The sequence below is a fragment of the Pseudomonas sp. UBA3153 genome, assembly GCF_002364635.1.
GTDB lineage: Bacteria > Pseudomonadota > Gammaproteobacteria > Pseudomonadales > Pseudomonadaceae > Pseudomonas_O > Pseudomonas_O kuykendallii.
In genome coordinates, this window is the sequence record NZ_DEYR01000045.1 from 80866 (window position 1) to 98930 (window position 18065).

14 protein-coding genes are annotated in these 18065 nt (G+C 65.8%); 3 read left to right on the forward strand and 11 right to left on the reverse strand.

Annotation, left to right across the window (positions count from 1 at the left end; all coding sequences use genetic code 11):
* Positions 1-69: 69 nt before the first annotated feature.
* From B2X67_RS11450 to leuC, 9 genes are all read right to left on the reverse strand, one after another.
* On the reverse strand, positions 70-699 hold the full coding sequence (locus B2X67_RS11450; RefSeq protein WP_376747748.1) for a phosphoribosylanthranilate isomerase: 630 nt from the start codon (positions 697-699) through the stop codon (positions 70-72).
* Between the two features lie 51 nt (positions 700-750).
* Complete coding sequence (gene truA, locus B2X67_RS11455; protein ID WP_273234532.1) at positions 751-1617, reverse strand: tRNA pseudouridine(38-40) synthase TruA; 867 nt, start codon at positions 1615-1617, stop codon at positions 751-753.
* 3 nt (positions 1618-1620) lie between these two features.
* Positions 1621-4512 (reverse strand): FimV/HubP family polar landmark protein, encoded by a 2892-nt coding sequence (locus B2X67_RS11460; protein WP_286785560.1) that lies wholly within the window; start codon positions 4510-4512, stop codon positions 1621-1623.
* 155 nt (positions 4513-4667) lie between these two features.
* Positions 4668-5675 carry an aspartate-semialdehyde dehydrogenase gene (locus tag B2X67_RS11465; protein ID WP_286785561.1) on the reverse strand — a complete coding sequence of 336 codons (1008 nt, stop codon included), beginning with the start codon at positions 5673-5675 and terminating at the stop codon, positions 4668-4670.
* 135 nt (positions 5676-5810) lie between these two features.
* Complete coding sequence (gene asd / locus B2X67_RS11470) at positions 5811-6923, reverse strand: aspartate-semialdehyde dehydrogenase (protein ID WP_273234525.1); 1113 nt, start codon at positions 6921-6923, stop codon at positions 5811-5813.
* A gap of 72 nt (positions 6924-6995) precedes the next feature.
* Positions 6996-8078 (reverse strand): 3-isopropylmalate dehydrogenase, encoded by a 1083-nt coding sequence (leuB, locus tag B2X67_RS11475; RefSeq protein WP_286785562.1) that lies wholly within the window; start codon positions 8076-8078, stop codon positions 6996-6998.
* Between the two features lie 40 nt (positions 8079-8118).
* Positions 8119-8883 (reverse strand): class I SAM-dependent methyltransferase, encoded by a 765-nt coding sequence (locus B2X67_RS11480; protein ID WP_286785563.1) that lies wholly within the window; start codon positions 8881-8883, stop codon positions 8119-8121.
* Between the two features lie 55 nt (positions 8884-8938).
* Entirely contained in the window at positions 8939-9586 is a 648-nt protein-coding gene (leuD, locus tag B2X67_RS11485; RefSeq protein WP_273234519.1) for a 3-isopropylmalate dehydratase small subunit, read from the reverse strand.
* A gap of 10 nt (positions 9587-9596) precedes the next feature.
* The gene (gene leuC, locus B2X67_RS11490; RefSeq protein WP_273234518.1) at positions 9597-11024 is read right to left on the reverse strand and encodes a 3-isopropylmalate dehydratase large subunit; all 1428 of its coding nucleotides are present in this window, start codon (positions 11022-11024) and stop codon (positions 9597-9599) included.
* A 197-nt stretch (positions 11025-11221) separates the two neighbouring features.
* On the opposite strand from leuC, the gene B2X67_RS11495 reads away from it, so the two are divergent.
* Entirely contained in the window at positions 11222-12133 is a 912-nt protein-coding gene (locus B2X67_RS11495; RefSeq protein ID WP_286785564.1) for a LysR family transcriptional regulator, read from the forward strand.
* Positions 12134-12184: 51 nt separating this feature from the next.
* A complete protein-coding gene (locus B2X67_RS11500) occupies positions 12185-15844 on the forward strand; it encodes a PAS domain S-box protein (RefSeq protein ID WP_414704007.1) in 3660 nt (1219 codons plus the stop codon).
* A gap of 68 nt (positions 15845-15912) precedes the next feature.
* Here B2X67_RS11500 and B2X67_RS11505 read toward each other — a convergent pair whose 3' ends face one another.
* Together B2X67_RS11505 and B2X67_RS11510 are read right to left on the reverse strand one after the other, a co-directional pair.
* Entirely contained in the window at positions 15913-16359 is a 447-nt protein-coding gene (locus tag B2X67_RS11505) for an Hsp20 family protein (RefSeq protein WP_273234513.1), read from the reverse strand.
* A gap of 197 nt (positions 16360-16556) precedes the next feature.
* Entirely contained in the window at positions 16557-17531 is a 975-nt protein-coding gene (locus tag B2X67_RS11510) for a tRNA dihydrouridine synthase (protein ID WP_286785566.1), read from the reverse strand.
* A gap of 117 nt (positions 17532-17648) precedes the next feature.
* Here B2X67_RS11510 and B2X67_RS11515 point away from each other — a divergent pair, with 117 nt between their 5' ends.
* Positions 17649-18065 (forward strand): hypothetical protein, encoded by a 417-nt coding sequence (locus tag B2X67_RS11515; protein WP_286785567.1) that lies wholly within the window; start codon positions 17649-17651, stop codon positions 18063-18065.

Consider the following 18065-nt stretch of genomic DNA (forward strand, 5'->3'; position numbering starts at 1 on the left):
TAGTGGACGGCTGACGAGGGAAGCCCGTCACATGAACAGCGTGATCGCACCTTTCGGCCATGCGCAGCATCACGCCGCCGAGCCGCCTTTGACGGCATCGATGAACGCACGAATCTTCTGCGCATCCTTGATGCCCTTGCTGGCCTCGACCCCGCCACTGACGTCCACTGCGTACGGACGAACCTCCCGAACGGCATCGGCGACGTTATCGGGCGTCAGCCCACCGGCGAGGATCAGCGGCTTGGACAGGTCCCGCGGAATCAGCGACCAGTCGAAGGATTCGCCGGTACCGCCGGGAACGCCGGCGACATAGGTGTCGAGAAGAATGCCGCTGGCCTTCGGGTAGCGGGCGGCCAGCGCGGCAATGTCATCGCCCGGTTTGACCCGCAGCGCCTTGATGAACGGCCGGTGATAGCCGTCGCAGGCATCCGCGCTTTCATCGCCATGGAACTGCAGAAGATCGAGCGGCACGGCGTCGAGGATCTCTCCCAGTTCGCAGCGACTGGCATCGACGAAAAGACCGACGGTGGTCACGAAGGGCGGCAAGGCCCCGATGATCGCCCGCGCCTGCTTAACGGAAACTGCACGCGGGCTGCGCGGGTAGAACACCAGGCCGATCGCATCGGCACCGGCGTCAACCGCGGCGAGAGCGTCTTCGATGCGGGTAATACCGCAGATTTTGCTGCGAACGGCTGGCAAGTTGCGAGGACCTCGGGGATCAGATAGCCCCGAATGGTAGCAAATGCGCCTCTAGGCGTCAGCCATCACGTCCGGCAGGCCGGAGAGGAAATGCGGGCCCAGGTAGCGCTGGGGGAGCTCGAACTCGGCCGGATACTCGACCTGCACCAGGTACAGACCGAACGGATGCGCCGTCACGCCGCCGGTGCGTCGCACACGGGTTTCCAGCACTTCCCGAGCCCATTCCACCGGACGCTCTCCGGCACCGATGGTCATCAGCACGCCGGCGATGTTGCGCACCATGTGATGAAGGAAGGCGTTGGCGCGGATGTCCAGAACGATGAAGCGACCGTGCTCGATCAACTCGAGGTGATGGATGGTCTTTATCGGCGACTTGGCCTGGCACTGACGCGCGCGAAAGGCGCTGAAGTCATGCGTGCCGACCAGACTGCGCGCGGCTTCGCGCATGCGCGCGACGTCCAGCGGGCGGTGATTCCAGGTCACCTCCTCGGCCATGTGCGCCGGACGAATCTGATCGTTGTAGATGACATAGCGATAGCGCCGCGCCATGGCCGAGAACCGCGCATCGAACGCGCGCGGCATGAACTTGGCCCAGGTCACGCTGATGTCCGGGGGGAGATTCAGGTTGGCACCCATGATCCAGGAATGCAGCGAGCGCTCCACCGAGGTATCGAAGTGCACCACCTGGCCGCTGGCATGTACCAGGGCATCGGTACGCCCCGCGCAGCTGAGGGTAACGGGGGCCCCGCCGGCGACCTTGGACAGGGCCTTTTCGAGGGACTCCTGAATCGACGGAACACCGGCGCGCTGACGCTGGAAGCCGCGGTAGCGGGTTCCGCGGTACTCAACGCCCAGGGCGACTCTGAAAAAGCCAGCGGCAGCCACTGGGGCTGCCGCTTCGGGTACTGCATCGGTCATGTGTCAAACCAGTCGGGAAATCATCTCGCGCGCTTCCTGCTGCTGGGCAGCGTCGCCTTCGGCGAGCACTTCGTCGAGGATGTCGCGGGCGCCTTCGCTGTCGCCCATGTCGATGTAAGCACGCGCCAGGTCCAGCTTGGTCGCGGTTTCGTCGGTACCGGAGAGGAAGTCGAAATCGTCTTCGTCGCTCGGCCCGGCCAGGGTATCGGCTGTCATCGGCGCATCGGCGAACGGGTCATCGAATGGCTCATCGACAACAGGCTCGGGAACGACCGGCGGCTGAGCCTCGTCATTCATCTGATCGAGTTGCGCCGCAACGCGGTCGAGCTGTGCGGCGAAGTCGTCCTTAGCCGGCTCATCGTCGTCCAACGACAGATCGAAATCGGCCAGCGGCGCGTCGACCGAGCTGCGCGGATCGACCACCGGCTCTTGCGGCAACTCGAAGCTCGGCTCGTCGAGGGTGCCCGTCTCAGAAGTTACAACAGGCTCGTCTTCGAGGCTGAAGAGGAAGTCGTCGTCAGCGGACAGCGGCTTTTCATTGGCTTCCTGAGCGTCCAGATCCAGGTTGAAGTCGGCAAGCTCGTCGGTCAGGTCGGGGCTGGAAGCGCCCTCGTCCTTGTCCAGATCCAGATCGAAATCCAGATCCGGCTCAGCCGCTGGCGAGGACGTCGACGCAAATTGCAGGTCGTCATCCAGCGACAGATCGCCCAGGTCGTCTGCCGGCTCGGCCTTCGCAGCCGGGGACGGATCGGTATCGAAGTCCAGATCGAGGTCGTCGAGATCGAAGGCATCGTCATCCAGGGCCGCGCTGGGCGCCGGCTCCTGAATCGCCAGATCGTCCAGATTGAACTCGTCACGCTCGTCGTCGCGGGAGGCCGCGGCCGCGGCGCTAGCCAGGGCGGCGGCGGCCAGCGCGCTCATGGCCGGGTAGCGGAGCTTCAGCGAGTCGATATCGGAACTGCTGCCGCCCATTTCGCGCAGTTCGTTTTCCTGGCGAACGAAGCCTTCACGATCACCCAGCTCCGCATACACTTCCATCAGCTTGAGACGCAGGTCGGCACGTTGCGGCTCGTCATTGATGGCGCCCTGGAGCAACTCCGCCGCCTGGTTGAAACGACCGTAGGCGATGTAGATGTCCGCCTCGCCCAGCGGATCGCCGGTCTGCGGCGTGACGCGCTCGCTGACAGGGGACGAAAGCTCGACCTGCGGATCGTCGTCGAGGGCGTCGAAACTGCCGGCGCCCAGCCCCATGTCGCTGTCGAACTTGTTGGCGGCGTCATCGCCACCAATGATCACGTTGTTCTGCTGGACCGTTTCCTTGGCGGAATTGCGCCGCGACAGGATCAGCAGCGCGATCAGCAACAGCAGCAAGGCCCCGCCACCCAGGAGGGCGAGCATGGTCGGGTTGGCCAGCAGCGAGCTGAGGATACCTTCGTCGGGCTCGTCGGCCGCGGGCAGCGGTTGAGCAGGCGCAGGCTCCGGTGTTGGCTCGACCGGCGCGGGAGCCTGTTCGGCCTGAGGCTCCACGGGCGCGACAGGTTCGGCGGGAGCAGCTTCCGGCGCAGTGGCCGGAGCGCCCACGGCGTTCTCGGTGGCATCCGGCTCCCCGGCGGGTGCAGAAGGCTGGGCGCCAGCAGGCTGGTTTTCGGTGGGTGCTGCGGGCGCTGGTGTCGGCACAGCCGGGGCTGGCGAGGCGGTCGCGGGTGCAGCAGGCGTTGCCGGAGCCTGACCCTGCTCGGCCACGCTGGCCTGGAGTTTGGCCAACTGGCTGTCCTTGAGCTGGATCAGCCGCTGCAGCTTGTCCAATTGGCTCTGCAGGTCGTCGACCCGACTCTTCAGCTCGGCGCTTTCGCGACGCGACGAGTCGAGGCTCTCCTGCGTGACCGCCAGCTTGTCCACCAGCGCCTTGCTGTTGCCGCCGCCGGCGCCACCGGCATCGCTGCCGCTGGTGGCGCTGCCGGCTTCCGGAGCCACGAGGCGGAGGTTGTCGCTACGCTCGCTCTGCGCGGGCGCGGCGCCCGCTTCGGCGCGGCGTGTGGCATCCAGTTGCCGGGCGCCAGGTGCCGCGCGGCGACCCGAGCGCCAGGCGGCGTTCTGCGCAGCGACCTGGGCCAGCGCTTCGCTCTGCGAGCGGCTGCGGATCTGCTCGTCGGTGGGCAGGCGCAGTACCTGCCCGCTCTTCATCCGGTTGATGTTGCCGTCGAGAAAGGCATCCGGGTTGAGGTCCTGGATCGCCAGCATCGCCTGGTGGACGGTGCCGCCGCTGCGGACCTGCTGGGCGACTTCCCAGAGGGTGTCGCGGGAAGTGGTGCGGTATTCGCTGCTGGCAACGCGTGGAGCGGATGCCGGCGGAGCCGAGGGACGTGGCGCGGTCGCGGGCGCTGCGCTCGGGACCGGAGCGGGAGCCGGGCGCGGCGCGGTGGCTACCGGCGGACGCGTGACCGGCCTGGCGACCGGCAGTTGCGGCGCCACGGCGGCCGCGGTTTCCGGGGAATACAGCGGCGGGTCCAGCAGCAGGGTGTACTCGCGCAGCAGACGACCGCTCGGCCAGAGCACTTCCACCATGAAGTTGAGGTAGGGCTCGCGTACCGGCTTGGAAGAGGTCACACGGATGACGTTCTTGCCGTTGGCATTCAGGGCCGGGGTGAACTTGAGGTCGGTGAGGAAGAACTGGCGGTCGACGCCGGCCTTGGCGAAATCTTCGGGAGAGGCCAGTTTCGGGCGGACTTCGTCGGTTTCGAGTCCCTTGACGTCGAGGAGCTCGATCTCCGCCTGCAACGGTTGGTTCAACGCGGATTTCAAGGTGACTTCGCCCAAGCCCAGCGCATACGTCATCCCTGAGGTGAGCGACGTAGCAGCTGCGATTGCCAGCACCAGTTTGCGAACCCGAACCATAGTGTTTTCCCTTGTTTTCGCCTTCCCCCCGAAAACCCGGGGAGAAACTAGATACTCGCTGCCCGCTCCATCCTGCGATGGTCCCCGTCAGCGATCAGCCAAGCCCGTAGCAACAAAACCTAGAATAGTTCTTCAAACTCAAAGGTAAGTATCTTTTACAGATAGTGTTTTATCAACAACTCTGCCAGTTGCAGCACATTCAGCGCGGCGCCTTTTCGTACATTATCAGAAGCAATCCACAAATTGAGTTCATGCGGGTCGTCCAGCCCGCCACGCAGGCGCCCTACGTACACCACGTCCTGACCGACCGCATCCCCGGTGGCCGTCGGATAATCGTCTTCCAGCAACTCTACACCCGGCGCAGTGCCCAGTATTTGACGCACCGCGGCCAGGTCCAGCGGCTCTTCGGCGACGAGAGATACGCTGAGGCTGTCGCCGAAGAACACCGGCGCCTGGATGAAGGTCGAGGACACCGCCAGGCGCGGCAGGTCGAGGAGCTGCCTGAGTTCGCCAGCCAGACGCTTCTCCAGCGAGCCATGGCCCTGGGCATCGCATGCTTCCACCTGAGCCAGCAGGTTGAAGGCGATCTGCCGGTCGAACAGACGCGGCTCCAGCGGGCGCAGGTTGAGCAGTTCCGTGGTCTGCCTGGCCAGCTCGCTGACGCCCTCGCGGCCGCGGCTCGATACCGCCAGGCAGGCGCTGACCGTGACCCGCTGCAATTCGACCAGTTGCCGCAACGGCGCCAGTACCACCGCCAGCGCGACCGCTACCGGCGACGGGCTGCTCAGTTGCATGGGCAGGTTCAGCGCCTCGATCGCCAGCCCATTGGCCTCGGGCACCGCGCTCGGCGCGCGTTGCGCATCCAGGGCGCCGGTCACGTCGAGCAGCGAGCACCCGGCCGCTTCCGCCCGCGGCGCGTAGGAACGGGTCAGCGCCGCGCCGGCGACGAAGAACACCAGGCTGACCTGGGAGAAATCGAAATCGGCGACGTCGCGCACACGCAGGTTCTTGCCCCTGAACGGCAGTGATTCGCCGGCGCTGTCGGCGTCGCCGAGAAGGAACAGGTTGCCGACCGGGAAGTCGCGCTCGCCGAACAGTTCGACCAGGGTCTTGCCGACCTCGTCGCTGGCGCCGACTACGGCGATGTCGATGGTTTGGCTCATGACGGAAGCGGCCTCTTGCGAATGGAGAGGCACTTTATAGAGGAAAACCGGAGGGGGAAAGCACGCGGCCCGCTGCCGTTCGCAGCGGGTGCGCGGGTCGGGAGCGGAGAATTCCGCTCCCGGAGGGCATCGCCATCAGCGTTCGAGGAGAATCCGCAGCATGCGCCGCAGCGGCTCGGCCGCGCCCCAGAGCAACTGGTCGCCCACGGTGAAGGCGCCCAGGTAATGCGAGCCCATGTTCAGCTTGCGCAGGCGACCCACAGGAACGCTGAGGGTGCCGGTGACGGCGGTAGGAGTCAGCTCGCGCATGCTGATCTCGCGCTGGTTCGGCACCAGCTTGACCCACGGGTTGTGCTGGCTGATCAGCCCTTCGATATCGGACAGCGGCACGTCCTTGTTCAGCTTGATGGTCAGCGCCTGGCTGTGGCAACGCATTGCGCCGATGCGCACGCAGATGCCGTCCACCGGAATCGGGTTCTTGAACCGCCCGAGAATCTTGTTGGTTTCAGCCTGGCCCTTCCACTCTTCGCGGCTCTGACCGTTAGGCAGTTCCTTGTCGATCCACGGGATCAGGCTGCCGGCCAGCGGCACGCCGAAGTTTTCCGTCGGGAAGGCTTCGCTGCGCTGCATCTCGGCGACCTTGCGGTCGATGTCGAGGATGGCGCTGGCCGGGTTGGCCAGTTCGTCGGCCACGGAAGCTTCGATGGCGCCCATCTGCTTGATCAGCTCGCGCATGTTCTGCGCGCCGGCGCCGGAAGCCGCCTGGTAGGTCATGGCGCTCATCCACTCGACCAGCCCGGCCTCGAACAGGCCGCCGAGGCCCATCAGCATCAGGCTGACGGTGCAGTTGCCGCCGATGTAGTTCTTCACGCCGCCGTCGAGCTTCTGGTCGATCACCTTGCGGTTGACCGGGTCGAGCACGATCACCGCGTCGTCGTCCATGCGCAGACTGGAGGCGGCATCGATCCAGTAGCCCTGCCAGCCGGCTTCGCGCAGCTTGGGGAAGACTTCGCTGGTGTAGTCGCCGCCCTGGCAGGTGAGGATCACGTCCAGACCTTTGAGCTCGTCGATGCTGTAGGCGTCCTTCAACGGAGCGACGTCCTTGCCCACGTCAGGACCCTGGCCACCGACGTTGGAGGTGGTGAAGAACACCGGTTCGATCAGGTCGAAGTCCCGCTCTTCCAGCATCCGCTGCATGAGCACGGAACCGACCATGCCGCGCCATCCGATCAAACCTACACGTTTCATCGCAACCGTACCTTGTATTGTCGAAATCACCCGCCGAATCGCGGCGGGCCGAAGAGATTAACGCCTGGAACCTCAGAGTGCACGCAGTGCCGCGACCACCGCATCGCCCATCTCGGCGGTGCCGACCTTGCGCATTCCGGCGCAATGGATGTCGCCGGTGCGCAGGCCCTGGTCGAGCACCTTGCTGACCGCCTGCTCGATGGCGTCGGCCGCCTGGGTCTGGTTGAAGCTGTAGCGCAGCATCATGGATACCGAGAGGATGGTCGCCAGCGGGTTGGCGATGCCCTGCCCGGCGATGTCCGGCGCGGAACCGTGGCACGGCTCGTACATGCCCTTGTTGCTGGCGTCCAGCGAGGCCGACGGCAGCATGCCGATGGAGCCGGTGAGCATCGAGGCTTCGTCGGAGAGGATGTCGCCGAACATGTTGTCGGTGACGATCACGTCGAACTGCTTGGGCGCGCGGACCAGTTGCATGGCGGCGTTGTCGACGTACATGTGCGACAGCTCGACCTGCGGGTAATCCTTGGCCACTTCCTCGACCACTTCGCGCCACAGTTGGCTGGAGGCGAGCACGTTGGCCTTGTCCACCGAGCACAGCTTGTTGCCGCGCACGCGCGCCATGTCGAAGCCGACGCGCGCGATGCGGCGGATTTCGCTCTCGCTGTAGGGCAGCGTGTCGAAGGCCTTGCGCTCGCCGTTCTCCAGGGTCTCGGTGCCACGCGGGGCGCCGAAGTAGATGCCGCCGGTGAGTTCGCGAACGATCAGGATGTCCAGGCCGGAGACCACTTCGGGTTTCAGCGACGAGGCGTCGGCCAGTTGCGGATAGAGGATCGCCGGGCGCAGGTTGGCGAACAGGCCCAGTTGCGAACGGATCTTCAGCAGGCCGCGCTCGGGACGGATGTCGCGCTCGATCTTGTCCCACTTCGGCCCGCCGACCGCGCCCAGCAGCACCGCATCGGCCGCACGGGCGCGCGCCAGGGTCTCGTCGGCCAGCGGCACGCCATGCTTGTCGATGGCGGCGCCGCCGATCACGTCTTCGATCAGTTCGAAGCCCAGGCTGTACTTCTCGTTGGCCAGGTTCAGCACCTTGACCGCCTCGGCCATGATTTCCGGACCGATGCCGTCGCCAGGGAGAACCAGAATCTGCTTGCTCATGCTTTTCTCTCGTTGGGTGCCGCCTGGCACCGGTAAAAAATCAACGTTCGGCCCAGATCAGCAGCACGTCGGTGCTGAAGGAGCCGTCGTCGGCAATCTCGAAATACTCGCGAACCTCGTCGCCCACCGCCTGCTGCATCGCCCGGATCGCCGCGCGGAACACGTCCGGCGTGCGCATGCGCTCGACCCAGGAGCTGTACTCCAGGCGCAGGCGCTGGCGGCTGCACGCGGTCACCACCAGACCGGCCTCGCCGAGCTGGCGGGTCCACTCGGAGGGCGAATAATCGCGTACATGGCTGCTGTCGCGCAGCACTTCCACCGTTTGCAGATGCGTATCCAACAACGGCAGGCCGGGCGCCGCGACATCGACGAAGGCGGCCACGCCGCCCGGCTTGAGCACCCGGCGCACTTCGCGCAGGGCCTGGCCGAGATCGCTCCAGTGATGCGCGGAGTAGCGGCTGAAGACGAAATCGAAGCGGGCATCGGCGAACGGCAGGTGCTCGGCCGCGCCGCATTCGGTGCGGATGTTGCCCAGGCCGCGCTCGCGGGCGGCTTTGGCCACCACGTCGAGCATGTCCTGCGACAGGTCGTAGGCGACCACTTCGGCCACCGCCGGTGCGACATGGAACGCCACGTGGCCGGCGCCACAGCCGAGATCGAGCAGACGCGCATCGGCGCGACCGGCGACCGCGGCCTGGAGGGCGGCGAATTCGCTGCCCTGCGCATGCACGGCGCTGTTCAGGTAGGCGTTGGCCTGTTCGCCGAACTGCGCCTGCACCACCTGGGAATGGGCTTTCTGGTTCACGTCGTGACTCCGCGTAGAGGGCAAGGTGCGCATGGCGCACCCTACGGCGCGCCGCTTACTTGATGGCGCCGAACAGCCAGGGCTGGCGCTGCTGGTGACCGGCCTCGAATTGCTTGATGGCATCGGCGTCCTGCAGGGTCAGGCCGATGTCGTCGAGCCCGTTGAGCAGGCAATGCTTGCGGAAGGCGTCGACCTCGAACGAATAGCTCTTGCCGTCCGGGCGGGTCACCGTTTGCGCGGCGAGGTCGACGGTCAGCTGGTAGCCCTCGTTGGCCTCGACCTGCTCGAACAGTTCGTCGACTTCCTCGTCCTTCAGGATGATCGGCAGCAGGCCGTTCTTGAAGCTGTTGTTGAAGAAGATGTCGGCGTAGCTCGGCGCGATCACGCTGCGGAAGCCGTACTCGTCCAGCGCCCAGGGCGCGTGCTCGCGGGAGGAACCGCAGCCGAAGTTCTCCCGGGCGAGAAGCACGCTGGCGCCCTGGTAGCGCGGGAAGTTCAGCACGAAATCCTTGTTGATCGGGCGCTTGCTGTTGTCCTGGTTCGGCTGGCCGACATCGAGGTAGCGCCACTCGTCGAACAGGTTCGGACCGAAGCCGGTGCGCTTGATCGACTTGAGAAACTGCTTGGGGATGATCTGATCGGTATCGACGTTGGCGCGGTCGAGCGGCGCGACGAGACCGGTGTGCTGGGTAAAGGCTTTCATGTCTGCTTCCTCAGGCCTGGATCAATTCGCGAACGTCGATGAAGTGGCCGGTCACCGCGGCGGCGGCGGCCATCGCCGGGCTGACCAGGTGGGTGCGCCCACCCGCGCCCTGGCGGCCTTCGAAGTTGCGGTTGGAGGTGGAAGCGCAGTGTTCGCCGCTGCCGAGCTTGTCCGGGTTCATCGCCAGGCACATCGAGCAGCCGGGCTCACGCCATTCGAAACCGGCGTCGAGGAAGATCTTGTCCAGCCCCTCCTCCTCGGCCTGCTGTTTGACCAGCCCGGAACCCGGCACCACCATCGCCTGGATCACGTTGGCCGCGACCTTGCGGCCCTTGGCCACTTCGGCGGCGGCGCGCAGGTCTTCGATCCGCGAGTTGGTGCAGGAACCGATGAAGACACGGTCCAGCTTGATATCGGTGATCGCCTGGTTGGCGGCCAGGCCCATGTACTTGAGTGCGCGCTCGATCGAATCGCGCTTGACCGGATCGGCCTCGCGCGCCGGGTCCGGCACGCTCTGGTCGACGGCGAGGACCATCTCCGGCGAAGTGCCCCAGCTGACCTGCGGCTTGATGTCTTCGGCACGCAGCTCGACCACGGTGTCGAAATGCGCGTCGTCGTCCGACACCAGGTCGGCCCAGGCCGCCACGGCCTTGTCCCAGTCCTCGCCCTTGGGCGAATACGGGCGGCCCTTCACGTAGTCGATGGTCTTCTGGTCCGCGGCGACCATGCCAACGCGGGCACCGGCCTCGATGGACATGTTGCAGAGGGTCATGCGGCCTTCCATCGACAGATCGCGAATCGCGCTGCCGGCGAATTCCAGCGCATGGCCGTTGCCGCCGGCGGTGCCGATCTTGCCGATCACCGCGAGGACGATGTCCTTGGCGGTCACGCCGAAGGGCAACTTGCCTTCGACGCGCACCTGCATGTTCTTCATCTTCTTGGCGATCAGGCACTGGGTGGCGAGCACGTGCTCGACTTCCGAGGTGCCGATGCCGTGTGCCAGCGCGCCGAACGCGCCATGGGTCGAGGTGTGCGAGTCACCGCAGACCACGGTCATGCCCGGCAGGGTCGCGCCCTGCTCCGGGCCGATCACGTGGACGATGCCCTGGCGCACGTCGTTCATCTTGAATTCGAGGATGCCGAAGTCGTCGCAGTTCTCGTCCAGGGTCATCACCTGGATGCGCGAGACTTCGTCGGAGATCGCCGCGAGGCCACCCTGCCGCTCGGTACGGGTAGTCGGCACGTTGTGGTCGGGCGTGGCGATGTTGGCGTCGATGCGCCAGGGTTTGCGACCGGCCAGGCGCAGGCCTTCGAACGCCTGCGGCGAGGTCACCTCGTGAAGGATGTGGCGGTCGATGTAGATCAGCGACGACCCATCGTCGCGCCGCTTCACTTCATGGGCTTCCCAGAGCTTGTCGTAGAGCGTCTTGCCGGCCATTTCGGTTGTTCCTCATCAGGATCTTTTCTATGCCGGGGTGGCGCTGCATGAAAACCCACCTGGCTTGTAGGGGCGAATGCTAAAGGGGGCGCCGGGATAACTCCAATTCATCTTTTTCATCAGGCGCATTCCCGCAGGGAATGACTTGAGCTATAACGCCAAGGAAAGCAGCAAAGCGCGCGCTCAAGGGATCTGCCGTGGACCTCGCCAACCTCAACGCCTTCATCGCCGTGGCCGAAACCGGCAGTTTTTCGATAGCCGGTGAACGCCTGCACCTGACCCAACCGGCGGTGAGCAAGCGCATCGCCGCCCTCGAGCAGCAGCTCAAGGTGCGCCTGTTCGACCGACTGGGCCGCGAAGTCAGCCTCACCGAAGCTGGTCGCGCCCTGCTGCCGCGCGCCTATCGCATCCTCAACGTGCTCGACGATACGCGCCGCGCGCTGACCAACCTGAGCGGCGACGTCAGCGGTCGGCTGACCCTCGCCACCAGCCATCACATCGGTCTGCATCGCCTGCCGCCGCTGCTGCGCGCCTTCACCCGCGCCCATCCGCAGGTGGCGCTGGACATCCAGTTCCTCGATTCGGAAGTGGCCTATGAGGAAATCCTCCATGGCCGCGCCGAGCTGGCGGTGATCACCCTGGCGCCAGCCACGGCGGCGCCGGTGAAAGCGGTGCCGGTATGGAGCGACCCGCTGGATTTCGTCGCCGCGCCCGAGCACCCGCTGGCCTTGAAGCAGCGGATCAGTCTGGAGGACGTCGCCCAGCACCCGGCGGTGTTTCCCGGCGGCAACACCTTCACTCATCACATCGTGCAGCGGCTGTTCGAGGGCCAGGGGCTCACGCCGAACATCGCCATGAGCACCAACTACCTGGAGACGATCAAGATGATGGTGTCCATCGGACTGGCCTGGAGCGTGCTGCCGCGCACCATGCTCGACGAGCAGGTGGCGCGCCTGCCGCTGGGCGGTATCCAGCTCAATCGCCAGCTGGGCTATATCCTGCACACCGAGCGAACGCTGTCGAATGCGGCAAAAGCCTTCATGGCCCTGCTCGACAGCAGCGCCGATGGTTGCGCTGGCGTCGGGACGGACGCTAACGTAGCCACATAATGGCATTCTGCCGCTGCACGACCCTGTCGCGTGGCCGCCAGCCCAAGAAGAATCGCGATGGCCGACAAGCGCCGCTTCCCCAATCCCCGCATCGTTCCGCAAGACTCGCCTGGCTTCGACGATATCTGGCACGACGCACCCCTGCTGCTGGCGGCGCTGGACGGTGCCCACCTCGGCGTCTGGTACTGGTCCGTCGACAGCGGCGAACTCCATGCCTCGCCGGGCGCGCTCAGGCTGTTTGGCCTCGATGGCAGCGGCCGGGCGGGCGCCGTCGATTACCTGAGCCAGGTGCCGGAGGAGGAACAGGGCGAGGTCCTGGCGATCTTCCAGGCACTCGCCGACGGCAGCGCGCAGACCTATCGCCACCGGATGCACCGCGCCGACGGCGGCCTGTACTGGCTGGAACTCGGTGGCAGCCTGCGCCAGCGCGCAGACGGCAGCCGCCTTCTGCTCGGCGTATGCCGCGGCATCGACGAGCAACGGGCGCGCGAGGAAGCGCTGATCAGTTCAGAGCACCGCTTCTCCAGCCTGTTCGAGATGAGCCCGGACGCGATCTTCCTGGTGAAGTACCCCGACGGGCTGCTGATCGAAACCAACCACCAGTTCAAGACCCTGTTCGGCTGGAGCCGCGCACAGACGCAGAACCGCACCACCCAGGACATCGGACTGTGGGTCAACCTGGCGCAACGCGACTTCATCATCCGCAGCGTTTCGCTGACCTCGGACCCGGTGATCCAGGAGGTCCAGCTGCGCACCCAGGACGGCCGCGTGCTCGACGGCACGTTGTCCTGCAAGCACCTGGAAATCCACGACGAGCCCTTCCTGCTCTGTACCTTCCTCGACACCAGCGAGCGCAAGCGCGCCGAATCCGCGCTGCGCGCCAGCGAGAACAAGTTCGCCAACGCCTTCCTCAGCAGCCCCGATGCGGTGGTGATCACCGAACTGCTCAGCGGGCGCTTCCTCGAGATCAATCCGGGCTTCGAGCGCCAGTTCGGCTGGAGCAAGGCCGAAGCCCTCGGCCGCACCTCGATGGACCTGGGCATCTGGAGCGACCTCAGTGAACGCCAGCGCATGCTCGAAGCCCTGAAGCAAGGCCATTTCCGCGACCTCGAGGCACACCTCTACCATCGCGATGGCCGGCGCAGCATCAACCTGCTGTACGGCGGCGAGGTGGAACTCGAAGGCCAGCGCTGCCTGGTGCTGACGGTGCGCGACATTACCCGCCAGCGCGAACAGGAGCAGGCGCTGAAAGTCAGCCAGGAACGCCTGCAACTGGCGCTGGAATCCGCCTCCCTGGGCACCTGGAACTGGCACATTCCCAGCGACGCGCTGTACGGCTCCGCGCGCTCGTCGGCGCTTCACGGGCTCGCCGAGCAGCCCTACCAGGGCAACTTCCAGGACTTCTTCGGCAGCGTCTATCTGGACGACCGGATCAAGATCCGCAAGACCTATCGGGCGCTGCTCGCCAGCCGCCGCACCGAGTACCAGAACATCTACCGCACGCGCCTTGCCGACGGGCGCCTGCGCTACCTGGAAAACACCGCCAAGCTCTACCGCGACGAGCGTGGCAAGCCGCTGCGCATGGCCGGCATCCTGGTCGACATCACCGACCGGGTGGAGCGCGAACAGCGCCTGGCGGCCTCGGAGGAGAAATTCGCCACCCTGTTCGAGGCGAGCCCCGATCCGATCTGCGTGACCTGCGTGGACCCGGGCACCTTCATCGAAATCAACCCCAGCTTCACCGCCACGTTCGGCTGGAAGCCCGAGGACGCGGCCGGCAAGAGCGCCGAGCAGCTGAATTTCTGGGCCGACCCGGAACAGCGCCAGCGGCTCTACGAGCGCATTCAAACCGAACGCGAGCTGACCAACATCGAAGCGCATTTCCGCACGCGCGCCGGCCAGGAGCTGACCTGCGTGATCTCCAGCCGCTTCATCCATGTGGACGGCGCGCTGTGCATCACCACCACCTTCCGCGACATCACCAAACGCAAGCGTGCCGAAGCCGCGCTGCAGGCCAGCGAGGAGAAGTTCGCCAAGGCGTTCCACTCCAGCCCGGACGCCATCACCATCAGCGAGCGCGACAGCGGCCGCTACATCGAGGTCAACGAGGGCTTCACCCGGCTCACCGGCTACCGCGCCGATGAGGTCATCGGCAAGAGCGTGTTCGAGCTCGACATCTGGGCCGACCCCGCCGAGCGCGAGGCGATGATCGAGACGCTGAAGCGCGATGGCCGGGTCAAGCACCAGGAGCTGCGCGGCCTGCACCACAACGGCGAGATCCTCACCTTCGAGGTGTCGGTGGAGCCCATCGAGCTGAACGGCGTGCACTGCCTGCTGCTCACGGCGCGCGACATCAGCCAGTTGAAGGCCGCGCAGGCCCAGGTGCAGCACCTGGCCTATCACGACTCGCTGACCAACCTGCCGAACCGCGCGCTGCTGATGGACCGTCTCAAGCAGCAGATCGCCCTGCTCCGCCGCCACGGCATGCGCGGCGCGCTGATGTTCGTCGACCTCGACCACTTCAAGCACATCAACGACTCCCTCGGCCACCCGGTCGGCGACGCCGTGCTGAAGATGATCACCGCACGCCTGGAAGCCAGCACGCGCCAGGAGGACACCGTCGCCCGCCTGGGCGGCGACGAGTTCGTCGTGCTGCTGTCCGGGCTGGAGGGCGAACGCGGTGAAGTCACCCGCCGGGTCCGGCAGATCGCCGACAAATTGCGCCGGCTGCTCGCCGAACCCATGTTGCTCGACGGCCAGCGCCTGCAGGTCACGCCGAGCATCGGCATCGCGCTGATTCCCGATCATGGCAGCACCCCGGCGGACCTGCTCAAGCGCGCCGACATTGCCCTGTACAAGGCCAAGGAGCAGGGGCGCAACGCCATCCAGCTGTTCCGCAGCAGCATGCAGGAAGCCGCCAGCGAACGTCTGCGCCTGGAAAACGACCTGCGCCTGGCACAGGCACGCAACGAATTCGACCTGCACTTCCAGCCGCAGGTGGACGCCCGCAGCGGCCGCATCGTCGGTGCCGAGGCGCTGTTGCGCTGGGAGCATCCGACGCTGGGGCCACGCCCACCGGGGCAGTTCATCCAGATCCTGGAGGAAAGCGGGCTGATCTACGAAGTCGGCGGCTGGGTGCTGCAGCGCGCCTGCGAGGTCTGCGCCGAGTTGCTGCGCGACGGGCTGATCGATGCGCAGCACTTCAGCCTGTGCATCAACATCAGTCCGCGCCAGTTCGGCCACAGTGACTTCGTTGCCCGTGTCGAACGCTGCCTGGAACAGAGCCAACTGCCGGAAACCCTGCTGAAGCTTGAGATCACCGAAAGCATCGTGATCCAGAACCTCGAGGAGACCATCGGCAAGATGCTGCGTCTCAAGCGCCTGGGCCTGACCTTCGCGATGGACGATTTCGGCACCGGCTACTCGTCGCTGACCTACCTCAAGCAGCTACCGGTGGACATGCTGAAGATCGACCAGTCGTTCGTCCGCGACGCGGTGAACAACCCCAGCGATGCGGAAATCGTCCGCGCCATCATCGCCATGGCGCGCGCACTGGGCCTGGAGATCCTCGCCGAGGGCGTCGAGCAGAAGGACCAGCTCGCGCTTCTCCAGCGCCAGGGCTGCCACCTCTATCAGGGCTACCTGTTCAGCAAGCCGCTGCCGCTGGAGCGGTTCCGCGAGTTGCTGAAAAGTGCGGCACCAGCCGACTGATCCCGAACGGAAAACCGCGGGCAAGAAAAAGGGGCGCCGCGGCGCCCCTTTTCGTCTTTGACGATGACTCAGCTGTTCAGCGCCGGACGCTCGCTGGCGATCGGAATGCGCTTGGCCTTCGCTTCTTCCGGTACGACGCGCAGCAGCTCGATGCTGAGCAGCCCGTTGGCCAGCCCGGCCGATTTAACTTCGATGTGGTCGGCGAGGCGGAACGACAGCTTGAAGCCACGCTGGGCGATGCCCTGGTGCAGGAAGGTGACGTTTTCCTCGCTGCGCTCGCGCTTGCCGCCGCTGACGGTCAGTACGCCGCGCTCGACCTGCAACTCGAGATCGGACTCCTGGAAACCGGCCGCAGCGATGACGATGCGGTACTGGTCGTCGGCGTGCTTCTCGACGTTGTAGGGTGGGTACGAGCTGCCGGCGTCATTGCGCAGGGCCGACTCGAAGAGATCGTTGAAACGATCGAAACCGATGGATTGGCGGAACAGTGGAGCCATGGAAAGAGCAGTACTCATGTCTAATCTCCTGAATAATCAGCAAGTGGTAAGTGGCGGAAACCCGTCTTCGGCATCCCCGCGAGAACCAAGATGAGGACGCCCGAAACGATTTCAAGCCCGGCGAAAAATACCGTTCGTCAGGAAATCTTCAGGTCGAAAACAGGCGCAGTACCCGGCGCGTTGCTGGATCTGGGCGGCCGCTGAGCTGAGGGAACTCAGGCGATTCGCATTGCCGGCAGCGCCATCGGGTCCACGCCGAGCAAGCGGTCGATCAGGCCGCAGTCGCTCTCCCGGCGGATCGCGCCGAACAGCGCCACCGCCTCGGGATAGCTGCGCATCAGCATGGCCAGCCATTGCTTGAGGCGTCCCGGCGCATAACGCGGCGACAGCTTGCGTCGCGCCTGCAGCCAGAACGCGCGCAGCAGCGGCAACAGCTCGCTCCAGGTCATCGGCTCGACCGCCCGCCCGGCCTTCGCCGTGGCGATCTGCCGGGCGAGATCCGGGCGGGAAACCAGTCCGCGACCGAGCATGATGTCGCGCGCGCCGCTGATCTCGCGGCAGCGCCGCCAGTCCTCCAGCGTCCAGATATCGCCATTGGCGTACACCGGGACCGGTACCACCTCCTGCACGCGCGCCACCCATTCCCAGTGCGCCGGCGGCTTGTAGCCCTGCACCTTGGTTCGCGCATGGACCACGATCTGCGCGGCGCCAGCGTCGGCCAGCGCCCGCGCGCAATCCAGCGCAACATCGGGGCTGTCGAAACCCAGGCGCATCTTTGCCGTGACCGGAATCGCCGCCGGCACGCCGCGGCGAACCTCGGTGACGATCGCGTGAAGCAGCTCGGGCTCCCTGAGCAACACCGCACCGCCGCGCGACTTGTTCACGGTCTTCGCCGGGCAGCCGAAGTTGAGGTCGATCACCGGCGCGCCCAGGCCACAGGCGAAGGCCGCGTTGTCGGCCAGGCAGGCGGGATCGGAGCCGAGCAGTTGCACCCGCATCGGCGTACCGGACGGCGTGCGCGAACCGTCGCGCAGTTCCGGCGCCAGCTTGTGGAAGTGCGAGGCGGGCAACAGCCGGTCGCTGACGCGGATGAACTCGGTGACGCACCAGTCGACGCCGCCGACGCCGGTCAGCACATCGCGGAGAATTTCATCGACCAGCCCCTCCATGGGCGCCAGGGCGATCTGCATAACGGCGGTCTCGCGGAAAAAGTCGCGTAGTTTACGTGCCGCGACCGGGCGGGCACAGGGGCCGGGAGCTATCGCCGGCGCCGGCTGTCTGTGTAGACAGGACATGGAGAATCGACGATGAACCTGCAACGAAGCCTGCTTGCCGCGCTGTTCGCGGTTTCCTGCGGACTGGCCACGGCCAGCCCGCCACCCGCGATGGGGAACGGCGCGATGGCGCCGCCAGCGGAAAACCCGGCGCCCGATTCGCCGGCGCGGCTGATCGTCAGTCGCGACGAGGAAGGACTGAATGCCTGCACGGTGGACCTGTACGTTCAAAACCAGATGGCGGCGCAGATACCGCCGGGCGAACAGGTGGTGCTGGAAGTGGCGGCCGGCGATATCGCCCTGAGCGTCGCGCAGGCCGGCTCGGCGCTGTGCAAGCCGGACCAGGCCCAGGTCAGCGTCCAGTCGGTGCTTCTGCAGCCGGGCGAGACCCGCGGCTACAAGGTGATGCAGAACGCGTCCGGATTCTTCCTCTCGCCGCAGATCGAGTGA

What these genes read in the sequence shown, in the direction of transcription:
- truA (WP_273234532.1), bottom strand. Translation starts at nt 1,617, where the DNA reads ATGACCGATGCAGTACCCGAAGCGGCAGCCCCAGTGGCTGCCGCTGGC.
- B2X67_RS11460 (WP_286785560.1), bottom strand. Translation starts at nt 4,512, where the DNA reads ATGGTTCGGGTTCGCAAACTGGTGCTGGCAATCGCAGCTGCTACGTCG.
- B2X67_RS11465 (WP_286785561.1), bottom strand. Translation starts at nt 5,675, where the DNA reads ATGAGCCAAACCATCGACATCGCCGTAGTCGGCGCCAGCGACGAGGTC.
- asd (WP_273234525.1), bottom strand. Translation starts at nt 6,923, where the DNA reads ATGAAACGTGTAGGTTTGATCGGATGGCGCGGCATGGTCGGTTCCGTG.
- leuB (WP_286785562.1), bottom strand. Translation starts at nt 8,078, where the DNA reads ATGAGCAAGCAGATTCTGGTTCTCCCTGGCGACGGCATCGGTCCGGAA.
- leuD (WP_273234519.1), bottom strand. Translation starts at nt 9,586, where the DNA reads ATGAAAGCCTTTACCCAGCACACCGGTCTCGTCGCGCCGCTCGACCGC.
- leuC (WP_273234518.1), bottom strand. Translation starts at nt 11,024, where the DNA reads ATGGCCGGCAAGACGCTCTACGACAAGCTCTGGGAAGCCCATGAAGTG.
- B2X67_RS11505 (WP_273234513.1), bottom strand. Translation starts at nt 16,359, where the DNA reads ATGAGTACTGCTCTTTCCATGGCTCCACTGTTCCGCCAATCCATCGGT.
- B2X67_RS11510 (WP_286785566.1), bottom strand. Translation starts at nt 17,531, where the DNA reads ATGCAGATCGCCCTGGCGCCCATGGAGGGGCTGGTCGATGAAATTCTC.
- B2X67_RS11515 (WP_286785567.1), top strand. Translation starts at nt 17,649, where the DNA reads ATGAACCTGCAACGAAGCCTGCTTGCCGCGCTGTTCGCGGTTTCCTGC.